General features: G+C 41.6%; 11 protein-coding genes and 1 tRNA gene. 3 read left to right on the forward strand and 9 right to left on the reverse strand.

From position 1 onward, the window contains the following. Positions 1–6 precede the first annotated feature (6 nt). Positions 7–1,350, reverse strand: coding sequence for an alpha/beta fold hydrolase (locus tag BLQ87_RS26420; RefSeq protein ID WP_074611927.1), 1,344 nt, complete (start codon positions 1,348–1,350; stop codon positions 7–9). Positions 1,351–1,534: 184 nt separating this feature from the next. Here BLQ87_RS26420 and BLQ87_RS26425 point away from each other — a divergent pair, with 184 nt between their 5' ends. Continuing rightward, complete coding sequence (locus tag BLQ87_RS26425; protein ID WP_074611928.1) at positions 1,535–1,807, forward strand: hypothetical protein; 273 nt, start codon at positions 1,535–1,537, stop codon at positions 1,805–1,807. Positions 1,808–1,949: 142 nt separating this feature from the next. Here the strand turns inward: BLQ87_RS26425 and BLQ87_RS26430 are convergent, their stop codons facing one another. The 5 genes from BLQ87_RS26430 to BLQ87_RS26450 all read right to left on the reverse strand — a co-directional run bounded on the left by BLQ87_RS26430 (position 1,950) and on the right by BLQ87_RS26450 (position 8,360). Continuing rightward, positions 1,950–2,768, reverse strand: coding sequence for a hypothetical protein (locus tag BLQ87_RS26430; RefSeq protein WP_074611929.1), 819 nt, complete (start codon positions 2,766–2,768; stop codon positions 1,950–1,952). A gap of 12 nt (positions 2,769–2,780) precedes the next feature. Beyond that, positions 2,781–6,080 carry a TonB-dependent receptor domain-containing protein gene (locus tag BLQ87_RS26435; protein ID WP_172664975.1) on the reverse strand — a complete coding sequence of 1,100 codons (3,300 nt, stop codon included), beginning with the start codon at positions 6,078–6,080 and terminating at the stop codon, positions 2,781–2,783. Positions 6,081–6,319: 239 nt separating this feature from the next. Beyond that, positions 6,320–7,327, reverse strand: coding sequence for a FecR family protein (locus BLQ87_RS26440; protein ID WP_074611931.1), 1,008 nt, complete (start codon positions 7,325–7,327; stop codon positions 6,320–6,322). Between the two features lie 121 nt (positions 7,328–7,448). Further along, entirely contained in the window at positions 7,449–8,048 is a 600-nt protein-coding gene (locus BLQ87_RS26445) for a sigma-70 family RNA polymerase sigma factor (RefSeq protein WP_074611932.1), read from the reverse strand. Positions 8,049–8,286: 238 nt separating this feature from the next. Beyond that, positions 8,287–8,360 (reverse strand) — tRNA-Ala (locus tag BLQ87_RS26450). Positions 8,361–8,848: 488 nt separating this feature from the next. On the opposite strand from BLQ87_RS26450, the gene BLQ87_RS26455 reads away from it, so the two are divergent. Continuing rightward, positions 8,849–9,190 (forward strand): hypothetical protein, encoded by a 342-nt coding sequence (locus BLQ87_RS26455; RefSeq protein ID WP_074611933.1) that lies wholly within the window; start codon positions 8,849–8,851, stop codon positions 9,188–9,190. Between the two features lie 71 nt (positions 9,191–9,261). After that, entirely contained in the window at positions 9,262–10,539 is a 1,278-nt protein-coding gene (locus BLQ87_RS26460) for a cupin domain-containing protein (protein WP_074611934.1), read from the forward strand. 41 nt (positions 10,540–10,580) lie between these two features. On the opposite strand, the gene BLQ87_RS26465 is transcribed toward BLQ87_RS26460, so the two are convergent. The 3 genes from BLQ87_RS26465 to BLQ87_RS26475 form a co-directional block, all read right to left on the reverse strand. Continuing rightward, on the reverse strand, positions 10,581–10,958 hold the full coding sequence (locus BLQ87_RS26465) for a hypothetical protein (RefSeq protein WP_074611935.1): 378 nt from the start codon (positions 10,956–10,958) through the stop codon (positions 10,581–10,583). Then, the gene (locus tag BLQ87_RS26470; protein ID WP_074611936.1) at positions 10,945–11,508 is read right to left on the reverse strand and encodes a phosphoesterase; all 564 of its coding nucleotides are present in this window, start codon (positions 11,506–11,508) and stop codon (positions 10,945–10,947) included. Before BLQ87_RS26470 ends, BLQ87_RS26465 begins: the two co-directional genes overlap by 14 nt. Before the next feature lie 123 nt (positions 11,509–11,631). Next, positions 11,632–12,453 (reverse strand): DUF6266 family protein, encoded by an 822-nt coding sequence (locus BLQ87_RS26475; RefSeq protein ID WP_074611937.1) that lies wholly within the window; start codon positions 12,451–12,453, stop codon positions 11,632–11,634. Positions 12,454–12,517 lie beyond the last annotated feature (64 nt).

Consider the following 12,517-nt stretch of genomic DNA (forward strand, 5'->3'; position numbering starts at 1 on the left):
TAAAAATTATTCCAAAAATACCTTTAGCCGGCTGTTAAACTCCGCGACAATCTCGACAGGGGCATAATGTGTTGCTCCTTCAAATATGACCAATTGGGAAGAGGGAATATTTGCTGCGATGTATTTGGTATGTTTTTCCAGAACCATATCCTTTACTCCCGCCATCACCAATACCGGCGCCTGAATCTGTTTTAGATTTTCAACAGTGATGTGGGGTTCATTCAACAACATGGTAAACAACCTGGCCTGTTGTTTCGACTGATCGTCCGATTTTGCCTCCAGACCCAGGATTGACTTCTTTATCTCCTTAAGGATGCTTCCCGGAATTGCTTCTTCCGTTGCAAACATAACGGCCCCCATCACAGCCAGTTTATTTACATAAGTGGGGTACTTATAAGCCATGATTAAGCCTGTATTTCCTCCATCACTCCAACCATATATATGGGTTTTTGAAATGTGCAGCGAGTCAAGAACTGTTTTCATGTCCTCTGCAAACAAATCGTAAGTAAGGGGATCGGTGCTCAGGTCCTTACTTTTCCCCTGACCACGGGTATCCACAGCAATCACCTTGTAATATTTAGAAAATTCTATAATCTGTTTCTTTAAAGCAAAGATCGACTGACTGTTGCCGTGCAGCAATAATAAGGGCTCCCCTTTACCATAAGTCTCGTAATAGATATTCGCGTTATTAACTTTAACGTAGGCCCCTGCTGCAGGGTTATTTCCGTATGGAATATAAGGATGAGGAACACTATCGAAATCAGGTTTTAATCCAGCCTGACTGATGTCCTTTCCATCGATCAGAATCCGGATATCATCGACCCATAATTTACCTGTACCAGCCAATCCGGGCCATATCCGAATATACCTTCCCTCTTTTGGCAAAGGAATTTTAACACTATACTCTTTCCAATCCTCAGTACCTTTAAGCTTTTTATAGTCGACCTGCGCATACTTTATCCGATCATAATCTGCATCATCAACGGCAACTCCCAGTGACACAAACTCGGAAACCGACTCAAACTTCAGGTAGACTTTGACCTCCATTTCCTTACCCTCGTATTTTGCAGGTATCACACCCAATGATTGCACCATAGATGAGGGTTTCAGCGCATCGGTTTTTTCTATCAGCAGGGAACGTTTGCCACTATGCTTTTCCGTACTGTCTGTGATGATCTTATACCCATTCTTTTGTTGATGACCAATCCATGAATATGGCAGGTTATGATCCGTTGTGATTTCAAAACCCAGGTTAAATTCGCCGGGCTTCTGATTTGACGAAGCTGTTCCCTGAGCCTGAGCAAAAGTGATACTGAACGAGGCTAAAATGAAAGTTATAATGCGCATCATGTTATTTTATTTCCCACTAATCTATTGTTTTAACAAATGACATCCCACATTTTAACAATAGTTAACATTTCTACCGAAAAAATTATTTCCATATCCGCATATTTGATCATGGAGTTTATTTTTCAGCCGACAACACTTATACTCATTTTATAAACCGAATTTTAACATAAAAAAACTATAACAAATGAAATCAAATCTTTATTTAAAGGCTGTGCTAACCATTATAGCCATCAATCTCACATTATTGACAATCAAAGAACTGCATTTGATCCCTACCGCAAATGCTTCAGTTCCTTTGCCGAAACGGGAGATGCCCGCAGCAAATTATGGTCTTGTTCCGGTTAACGAAGATGGATCAATAAATGTCAGGATAAAAAACAGCGACGTGCTGGATGTTCAAATCAGAGGTATAAACAGAGGATTAATGTTCAGTTGGGATGCCATCAGAACAAGGTAAGCATATGATGATGCAGAACTTCGAGGCACGTACTAAACAAACTTTATAATGCAAAAGCCCATCGTTTTAAAAAGACGATGGGCTTTTAGTTTGTAAAGGACGTTCATAACTTTAGAAATTAATCCAGGTTCGTCCCATACAATTAACGGGGGAACAACTGAACAAGGTCATAAAACTCTGGATAAGCAACTTTTCCGGAGCCCATTTTCCTATTAAAAAAGAAACTTTGAACCTTACCACGCGAAACTCCATCGTAGGGTATTTCCAGGTTAAGGATACTATCATCCCTTTTCTTATTGACGTAATACTCCTTGGTCTTTGAATCTTTTATCACGACAATCTGATATAATTCAGTCCCACTTTGCTGTGGGGTTACCATTGGCACAGGGACCTTTAAGTAAGGTGTCCATTTCCCGGGTTGAACATTTTCCACGATTGGAATCGTAGTCGTATTTACCACGATCATGGGATTCGGCTTGGTATCGTCAAAATAGTACTCGAGTACCTCAATGTTGATGTCTATTGGCGTAGCGCCACCTGAGGGTTCCAAATAAAAATTTGCAATATATTCATCTCCCTGCGGTTCCGGGTAGGAATAGCCATTACTGAACTTCAGTCCGTCGAAATAGAAACCAGGAACAATATTTGTCTTGTCATTGATGTTGAATTTCTGCTGATAAATCGTCTCTCCTGTGCTTTTTCTTTTCAGTTCCATGTTGATCTCATCCTTGACAAAGGCAAGCTGACTCTGCGAACCTGCAACCTTCACCTGCCCGTAATACTCACGCATTTTAACGCCATCAAAATATTGTTCAACAGTATCGCCTAAAACAAATCCGGTGATACTAAATTCTTTATTAATCGCTTTTATCTCCGACAACACAGGGATTCCGTCCTTTTCACACGCACTGAACAGCAATACGATAATTGCCAGGTAAATTATTTTAAATGTTTTAATCATGATCTGCTTAAATTAGAAATTATAAGAAAAAGAGAGACTGAACGTGCGACCTGTATAGCGGGTAGATGTTTGCCGGTCGCCAACTTGTCTGTTCGACACCGGGTCTACATAACCTTCTTCAAATTTCTCCGAGAAACCGAACTTATATTTGTATTTATCGTTCCATTCCAAATCCTGCAAATGTTCTGTACCGGGCTTTTGTTCGTAGGTACTCTGCGCATTGATAAAATAACGGAAAGGGGCATCCAGCAGGTTGCTCATGTTTAGTTTAGTTTCCATTTTCCCCTTCATAAATTTATAGCTGATCTGCGCATCCATTTGTGAACGCGGCCTTTCATACTCCACCAAACTGGGATCTATTCCGGTAATAAACGTTTTATACCCTGAATGGTTATAGGTAAGGTTCAATCCCAGCTTTTTACCCACATATTGTATTCCTGCATTGTATAATAAGGGCACTTGTCCATATAATGCACGCGGATATTTCAAGTATCTATAATACATGGTGTCGGTTTTACTGGCCGTCTCTTCATATTGAACGACCCGAGCCCTGACTTCTGACTTCTGAAGGGTAAGGTTCCCACTCAGGTATATGTTTTTAAGAAACGGAAGTCCCTGGTATATAAAACCCAGACTCTTACGCAGCTCAAATTCCCAGCCTTTCACTTTCGCCCAGTCAGAATTAGAAATGGTGATGTAGCCTCTTCCATTATTCTCATTGTCGATCCTGTAATATTCTGCTGGTTTATCAAAATACTTATAGAAATAAGCCACCGACAAAAGTTCTCCTGCTCCGGGAAACAACTCAATCTTGGCATCGTAATTATTTATCAAAGTACTACTTACCCCATTGCTCCTCACATCTGAACCGTAATTTGGGTTGAATCGGGAGAACCTTGAATTTTCCATCAGTCCTGGCCTGACAGCAGCTTTTGCATAAGATGCACGAAGGTTCAGGTCTTTTAAAGGGGAGTAAGTCAGGTTGGCTGAAGGCAGGAAATACCAATCTTTCTTTTCTTCAAAAAATATTTTGCTCTTTAAGTCCCTCAGCAAACTGGCAGAATTCACGATGGTATCCATCTTAAAATATTCAGCCCTGGCCCCCCATACTACACGCAGGTTAGGCAGCAATTTGTGATCGAACATGGCAAATACACCTTTGTTTACGCTTTTAGCTTCAAATTTATTCGAACCGTAATTTTGCTTAAAATAAAACAGGCTGTTTGCGACATTTTCCATGCTCATATAATTGCCCCAGTCCTGGATGGAAAGCAATTCTGTTGGAACTGTTGAATTCGTTCCTTTAGCGATGGGAAGGACTTCCCAGTCGTAGTAAGCATGTTTTTTCAAATAGTTTACACCGGCTTTAAAGATATGCTGAGTACTGCCCAGCTTAAAATCGTATGCAGCACTAAGGCTCCCATCAAAATTTTGTTCCTTGTAAATGTATTCATCGCGATGCAGCGTACCAAAGCCAGGATCACTGGTACTACTGGGTGTATAAATATAAAGCACCCTGTTTCCGATTTCTTTACTTCCCAATGAAGCAGATATCGCGTCCTGCTCTAAAGATTTCAAGGAGGTTCTGGCGAGGCTCCATTCTATCTTAAGCGGCTTTATGTGATGAACGCCGCTTACCTTATTCTGCAGCAGGTCTGTGAATTTCGGCCGGTCATCTTCCTCTATGCCCGGAAATTTCCTTTCACTTTCCTCCTTTGGATTGTTGTGCTCCCAGCCCGTATAGCGACTAAACCTGTTATCAAAGATCCGCGTGTACAAATTGTAGGTATTGATCTGGTGCCTTTCGGTCTTAAAACCTCCGTTCAGCAGCAATCCCAAAGTCGTATTAAACCCATATATATTTCCGGTGTTGATGTCGGCAGGATCATCTCCGCGCGTAGGCATCTGTGTCCAGTCGCCACGGCGCATGGTGGAAATGTAATCATTGGTCTGCGTATTCCGGTAACTCAGCGAGCCCACAAAACCAAGCTTACGTTCTTTTTTGCTGCTCAGTGCATAGGTCCTTCCCAAACTTAGCTGATAATTTTGCGAAGGCATTGATTCAAAAACACGTGCACCTAAACGGGCAGTGCTCCCGATACGTTTGTTTTGTTCGCCAACCTGTGCGGCCTTGATTTCATTCTGACTGTCTCCCAGAGTCGGACTGAACTTACCGGCCAGGTTCAGCAGGTCCTTTGGAAAACGATCTCTTCCACCGTCATCAAAACCCAGATAATCGTATTTACCCCGGCCATAACCCAGAAAATCTTTCCCCGTGGTACGACTGTTAAAAGAGGTACCTGCACTTACAGACAAGAAATTGCTTTCAGGTACAGATTTGGTCGTGATCTGAACCAAACCTCCGGCAAATCCATAAGGCATATCTGCGGTGATGGACTTAGCCACAACGATATTTTCAACCAGATTGGTTGGGATCAGGTTAAACTCAAAATCGCGCTCCTGTACATCTGTGCTTGGCAATGTACTGCCGTTGAGCAGCGACACATTGTAACGTTCTGCAATGCCGCGGATCACTACCTTTTTGTTTTCGTTGGTAGATACTCCGGTAATCCGTTTCAATGTTTCCCCTACATGCTTATCCGGTGTTGCGCCGATCTGCTCTGCGGAAATCCCGTCTGAAAGGTTGGAGGTATTCTTTTGCAGCGCATATAGCCCGACCGCCGATGCCTTTTTATAACTGGAAGTTATGATTACTTCCGATAAACCTCTGGCGTCGGGTTTCATGGAAATATCCAGGGCCGTAATTTCCCCTGCTTTAACCACAACATCGGTAATCCGTTGTTTCAGATAGGAGATATAACTGACCTCCAGTGTATAAGTACCCGGCTTAAGGCTGATGCTGTACCTGCCGTCTACCGTGCTTTGCACCGCCTGTCCGGTCTCTACAATCTTCACAGTAGTACTCGGCATGAGCTCCCCCCTGTTATCTGTGATTTTTCCTGTAATGCGCCCCGGCTGTTGCGGAACAGGCTTAGCATCGATGATGATGTAATTCTTAAAGAGCCGATAATTAAGATTTGTTTTCTCGAGGATGCTTCGCAGCACAGCGCCCGCTGTAATGTCATTATTGTTTAAAGTGATCTTTTTACTTTCCTTTTGGAGCATTTCATCTGCATAGGATATTCTGATGCCACTTTTTCGCGAAAGCGCGATCAGCCCTTCTTCTACAGAAGCGTTATTAAGTTTAATCTCGATCTTTAGCTTATCGAGGTTTTGGCCCCGTACATTACTGGCAACCAAAACCCCAATGAAGCTGAGCTGGAAGACTGCAAAAATCAGGGATAATTTCATGATAAATGGAATTGTTGGGCGTAGTTTTCCTACATTATGCATATTTTTGAATGTTAATGTTGTTTGATAAAAGCACTTTAATTGTATCCGGGCCTGGCCCGGAGCATTTCACCTGCAGTACAGCGTCTTGGTAAACATGTTACTGCATGTGATCACATCTTCCGTTTCCGGATTACCGGGAACGGATTTTTTGTTTTAGTAAAGATTAACTGTCCATTTTTCTCCTTTCTGTTTTTTTCTTATTTGTTGCCGGAAATAATGACTTTCTGACTTCCGTTAAAACGGTATTTCAGCTGAGCCGTATTACAGATGATGTCTAGCGCATCTGTCAGCGCTGCTGTCCCGTCTATACTTAGTGAAAAGCGTTTGCGAACCGATGCAGACTTTTCAAAACTAATTTCTACACCATACCAATTTCCAAGCTCAGCGCCAATTTGCGCCAGCGAACGATTTTTGAAGGAAATTTCTCCTCTTGCCCAGCCTTTAACCGAAGAGATATCGGGAGCTGTTGTTACTGCACTTCCAGTTCTATCATCCCAGCTGATTCCCTCTCCCGGGGTCAGCACTGCGAGTTCAGACTTTACTTTCGTGTTTTCCAGCCTGGATACCTGAACTTTGCCGGTCGCCACTTCAACACTCAGTGCCTCCCCTTTAAATGCGGTAATTTTGAATGAAGTACCTAAAACCCTGGTTTGTATTTTCCCGGTATGAATCACAAAAGGCCGTTTTGAATCTTTTGTAATTTCAAAAAACGCTTCCCCACTAAGCATTAATGTTCGTTCGTTCCCTGCAAATTGCTCGGGGAATCTAATACTGCTGCCCGCACCAAGGTAAACCATTGAGCTATCCGGCAGCGTGATCCTGGAACGGACACCTCTTGGATTGACCTTTTCTATCATGGCAATGGAAGCAACATGCGTTGCCCCTGCTCCCGATTTGTTGAAAAAATATCCGGCAATACCTAGCACTAACACACAAGCCGCAGCATAAGCCATCCATTGGCTGCTCCATAATTTAACAGCTGGCTTTTTAAAATATCTATCACGGAACTCCTGGTTCCATTCTTCCAAAACGTTTTCATCGGACGATACCTTCTCCATTGCAGAAAAGTCAGCTTCCAGCAACTCTTCCAATGCCTGCTGCCAAGTTGGATCTTGAAGAAACTGTTGCACCTGTAGCAGGTCCTCAGCTGTGCAGCGGTCATTGATATAGCGGATTAAAAGTTCCTTGTCTATTTCTTTCTTCATGCTTATGGTATTGGGCAAGGTGCCCTATCCATACATACCGTAAGAAATAGAATTTATACCCAATGGAAATAGCGGCCATTTTTCAAAAAACCTACAACACACTGATAATGAGACGGAAAATTTAATTAAAAACCGAGATTCCAAGAATAGATAGAAAAAACAAGACCATCTCTCCATTTTTGCGCATGAAGTTTCTAACGGTATGAAAAGAATCCGTAAGATGGCGGTTTACCGTTTTTGAGGAAATATCAAGTTCAGCGGCTATTTCCTGGTAGCTCATTCCTTGTCGCTGACGCATTTCAAATACCAGTCTTCTCTGAGGGCTCAGGCAGTTCAGGCTTTCCTCATACAATGTAGTTAGTTCGCGGTACTGAATCAGGTCATCTGCCTGTTCAACTGACACAGGTTCCACGAGCATTTGCTCCATAGGCAATAAAGAGAGGGTTTTCTTTCGGAACTGATCGACTATCGCTGCTTTCAGCAAGTGAAAAAGGAAGGGTTCCAGGCTTTGGCGATCATTGGCTAACTCCTCCTTTTTTTGCCAGGCCTTGAACATCACATCCATCGCAATTTCCTTCGCCAGTTCTGAGTCTGAGTTATAACGGGAAGCAAACCTGAGCAGTTTAGGAAAATGAAGTTTAAACAACTGGCTGAATGCACTCTCGTCTCCATTTTTCCAAAGGCTAATCAATTCACGTTCGTCTTTCGGAGTTTGGGACATTTCGACCAATTTTATTTCCACCAAAAGTACGGTACAGGTAAATAACGACAGGTTAAATGTATGTTAACGATTTGTTAGGTATAAATCCATGTCATAGACAAAAAAATCTTCCAGAACTGTTCATACAAATTTTTAGTATTGCCGACAAGATCAATCAATAAGTAGAAAGCATCCGTAAAAGTGACTAATCTTAAAGAATAAAAGCCTTTTAGTTTTGACGCTAAAAGGCTTTCTAAGGTGGAGAATAGCGGAGTCGAACCGCTGACCTCTTGCCTGCCAGGCAAGCGCTCTAGCCAGCTGAGCTAATCCCCCTCGTGGCTTGTGGGTGGCAAAAGTAATTAAAAGTTCAGCTTTTGCAAATTAAAAATCAAAATAGATGATAATCTCTGTTTCACACCTTCAGCTTGGGGATTAAATGAATAAAAAGAATGGCGTTATTTTTTTGTGAACTAAGTGACTGACTATAAATTTAACATAGCCAAACGAACCTTCCATTCTCATATCAAAATGTAACCGTCCTCATTTTGATCAAACGCTGCTCATTTCAAATGCAAAAAGGCTGATTCATTCCATCGTAATTACACTTTAAAAGTATTTTCCACTACAATAATCATTAAAAACCAAATACAAATCTGAACCGGTATCAGGTATGCGATAGTTTAAATATTCAAATTAAATCAAGGTAACATTCGGACTTACCATCCAAGGTCGGAAATGCGGAATAACGACACCAGCGTGCTAAACAAAAACCATCCGCAGCAACAATAATTATTAACATAAAAAAACTAATCATCTAAAACATGGAACTAAAAAATGAAAATGCAAAGAAATTCTTTGCCAGTCTTTACGCCACAAAACATGTAGACACCGACGGACATTTCGACTCAATGGTAACTTCTCTTGTAGCTAAACTCGGCGATAAGGTAGTAACCGGAGACCAGGCTCTGCAAGGCTTAATGTTTAACTATGTTCTTTCAGATCCTAAACATGCAGCAGAAGGCAGAAAAATTTCCGCTGCATTGGCAGGAATTAAACAACGCTCAGTTGATGCGTTCCTGAAAGCTTTTCCAAAATCTGACATCAACAGTTTGATTGACGCAGCAAAAACAGCTGGTTACGCTGTAGATGTCTTAAAAAAATAAACAGCAACACACCAACACAGGCAGGGCCCGCATCAGTCTGATGCGGCCCTCCTATTTAAAATTCATTCCAAATGAAAAACAGCTTAGCTACTATCCATGAATTAAGAATTGAAAGTAACTGGAGAATCGATAACGGTAAGGATTCATTTGTAGTCCCTTTTCCCTCCACTTACCCCTTTACCTTAGTCTTCCACGGCCAGTCTAAATTTGAATACGGACACTACGGCATTCACCTTGGCCAGGAAGACCGACTGACCTTTCTAGGCGATCCCAACCAGGAAATCAAAGCCTATTTTATAGACTGCAGGAAGGATTCTCCAACCAAAGGAAAAAGACTAATTTATATATTAAATCCATCCAGCGAATACTGCCTCTGCATTCCGCCTGGTGTCGCACATGCATTTGACGGACTGGAAAACATCTATACGCTAAATACCTATAAACTATATTTACCCAGCCCGGACAAGTGGTTAAACGGAGAAACAAACTGGAATATCGAAAATGATGTGATTAATTTGCCTATGGATGTTTCAGATGATCAGCTTAATTTTTTTGAGCCCAACAATTGTGAAGCATCAGAAGTATTTTATGAATTAATCCGGGCTCATCAAAAGGAAAACTTACCTAAAATAGACTCAGAATACCCATTCACCGAAGATCTTGAATTTAATGATGGTTCCTCTGCACGCCTTATGTTTAGAAAGACGGAGCTGAAAAAGAACCACTTCCCGGATTGGGAACCAATAGAAGGTATCCAGGGTTTAGGATGGGAGAAACATTTAATCTATTGGAGTGGTGATGAATCGGGTTTTATCCCTTTTCTCGACAGCTCAACCTTCTATGTGGTAGATCATGGCGTTGAATCGTATACCCATGACGCCTTTGGCATTCACCTTTCCCAGCAAGACAGGTTAACATTTGTCGGTGACCCGGATCAAACTGTGACTTTACATCTTGTAGATTGCCGGCAAGACTCCCCAACAAAACACCAGGAAATAAAAATTGAGTTTAAACCATCACCATTAAGGTTTTTAGTCATTCCTACAGGAGTAGCCCATAGGTTCGAGAATTTACATAAAGTTTTTACGATCAACAGGCCTTTCATTTACTCCGACGATATCGAAGAATATGAGCCAGGAAATGATGTGATTGACTGGGATATCGCCAATAAATCTTATCCAAGTTACCAGGTTTCTTCACAACCTGCAACCGAAGCTTTTTATAAATTGCAGGCCCGGTCACAACAGTCATTAATGTCTCAGCCAGCAACCCATTCTACACCTATAGTTATTGCAACGGTAGACAACGAGGGTAATGACATCAAAGTAGCGATCAGAAAAAATGAATAACACCAAATACGCTGATTTGATATTTATCAACTGAAGTCAAATCAGCGTATATCTTCATAAACAACTTCAAAACCATGGTATTCAGATTTCAATTTAATACACAATCCTTTTTGGAAATTCTCCTTGATTAAGCCCTCTGCAATACAATATAAATCTAGTCCGGGTGGTTTGATGATCAAAGTCAGCTGATAACGCTGAACCTCATCATTCTTTTCCGGCAGTGGATAAACTTCCAGCGTTCTGTTTTTGATATATGCTCCGGCGCTGTGCAAAGCATCGTCGATGAGATACATCACATTATCGTCCCAGGTCACATCTAAATTTGAAGGCCCGTTATATTCACAAAGTACAGAAACAGGGAATTCTACCCTGATTTCAATTGCCTGTTCATATAAAACGCTGACTTCAGATCTCTTCATGCTCCAAAGATTGGGTCCAGCTTTTTGTTTTCATGATCGCTTTAACTTCATCATAAGATAGCGGATAAAAATTCTGTGCATCCACCCCAACATCAAAAGAAAGCCGATGAGGCAAGTCCGGTAAATTTCCATGGGAATGTCCATATAAATGCCATGTACCCCTGGAATCTCCCCTCCATACCCTCATTGCATAATGAAAAAGAACAATTCTTTGTACACCGTTCCCGCGTTCCTCATCTTTAATCTTAATTTCGTGGTATTCCTTTATCCACTTGAACCTTTTCCTGTTTCCCAAAGCCGAACCTTCATGATTTCCGACAATCAGGTAAATAATGCCGTTTAGCCTGTTGACAATCGCTTGAAACTCTTCCGGACTGGTAATTCCAAAGTCACCAAGATGATAGACCTCATCAGTTGGCCCAATCTTCTCGTTCCATCTGGCAATCATGACCTCATTCATCTCCTCAACATTTAGAAACGGCCGATTGCTAAATTTAATAATGTTAGCATGTCCGAAATGATGATCAGATGTGAAAAATATTTTACTCATTAACTTATCATATTAGTATATCCAGGTATCCCCAGTTTTATTGAAAAAACTGCTCATACAAATCCCGCCCGATCTTAAGCTAAGATAGGTTTCTTTAGGAAAAAGCTATATTTTTATTGGTCATCACCCAGGTTTCCCCGGAAGGTGCTCCAGTTTCTTTTTCAGCACCTCGTACTCTCTTTCCAGATTTCTGAAGGCTTTGGTATCGACGGGTTTCCCCCGATTATCCTCCAGCTGTTTTAAATAATCGGCTTCCACTATCTCAAAACGCTGTTTTACCAGGGCATATTTATCTTTCTGCTCCCGCTTTTCCTTGCTTTCCATCTCTCCGTTCAGGTTTCCAATGTAAGCACTGTCTGAAATGGCCTTACCATTCGCGGATTTAAAGCAGATGTACGCTTCAATCGGTTCATGAAGCAGCTGCTCAGGCAAGTTCACAAAATATGACCCGGCATCTCTCCTGCAGGCGTTAATCACAGGCATTGCTTTTTTTTCCAAAGGATGATAAAGAAGAATCATTACGGTATCATTGTACTGGCCACTAGGGTTCCAGCTTACCAATACACCTTTTTCTCTCTTCTCGATTTTCAGGTCATTTGCGCCTGGTATATTACCGTTGCTGAGTATAACCTTGCTATAATCCACGGATATATTAGGGTATTCCCCCTTTAAAGCGTGTTTTTTAATATAGGAAGTGGCGAGGTTATGGGCATTCCGAACCGTTCCTCTTGCTTCCAGCTCAAAACTGACATTTGTAAACTCAGAGATCCTGCTCACCATTTCCATGGTCACTGACATTGCCTGACGGTTAGCCAGCTGATTCCTGCTTGGTTTGCCTGGATCGCCGATGGTACGAACAATAGGCTGTCCGTTCAGCATGTAAAAAACCAGGTTATGTAATTTTCCGTTTAAGGCGCCCAGAGGACCATTCGGTGCTTTTGCCATATTCAATAGATTAATTGTTCAACAACAACAGTTAATAAGTTTAATATCAATAATACTAATATAG

Source organism: Pedobacter steynii (assembly GCF_900103665.1).
In the GTDB taxonomy this organism is placed as follows: Bacteria; Bacteroidota; Bacteroidia; order Sphingobacteriales; family Sphingobacteriaceae; genus Pedobacter; species Pedobacter steynii.

Excerpts from the sequence above, each read along its gene's own strand:
- BLQ87_RS26430 (WP_074611929.1), bottom strand. The coding sequence starts at position 2,768 with ATGATTAAAACATTTAAAATAATTTACCTGGCAATTATCGTATTGCTG.
- BLQ87_RS26475 (WP_074611937.1), bottom strand. The coding sequence starts at position 12,453 with ATGGCAAAAGCACCGAATGGTCCTCTGGGCGCCTTAAACGGAAAATTA.
- BLQ87_RS26465 (WP_074611935.1), bottom strand. The coding sequence starts at position 10,958 with ATGAAGAGATCTGAAGTCAGCGTTTTATATGAACAGGCAATTGAAATC.
- BLQ87_RS26445 (WP_074611932.1), bottom strand. The coding sequence starts at position 8,048 with ATGTCCCAAACTCCGAAAGACGAACGTGAATTGATTAGCCTTTGGAAA.
- BLQ87_RS26460 (WP_074611934.1), top strand. The coding sequence starts at position 9,262 with ATGAAAAACAGCTTAGCTACTATCCATGAATTAAGAATTGAAAGTAAC.
- BLQ87_RS26455 (WP_074611933.1), top strand. The coding sequence starts at position 8,849 with ATGGAACTAAAAAATGAAAATGCAAAGAAATTCTTTGCCAGTCTTTAC.
- BLQ87_RS26420 (WP_074611927.1), bottom strand. The coding sequence starts at position 1,350 with ATGATGCGCATTATAACTTTCATTTTAGCCTCGTTCAGTATCACTTTT.
- BLQ87_RS26470 (WP_074611936.1), bottom strand. The coding sequence starts at position 11,508 with ATGAGTAAAATATTTTTCACATCTGATCATCATTTCGGACATGCTAAC.
- BLQ87_RS26425 (WP_074611928.1), top strand. The coding sequence starts at position 1,535 with ATGAAATCAAATCTTTATTTAAAGGCTGTGCTAACCATTATAGCCATC.
- BLQ87_RS26440 (WP_074611931.1), bottom strand. The coding sequence starts at position 7,327 with ATGAAGAAAGAAATAGACAAGGAACTTTTAATCCGCTATATCAATGAC.
- BLQ87_RS26435 (WP_172664975.1), bottom strand. The coding sequence starts at position 6,080 with ATGAAATTATCCCTGATTTTTGCAGTCTTCCAGCTCAGCTTCATTGGG.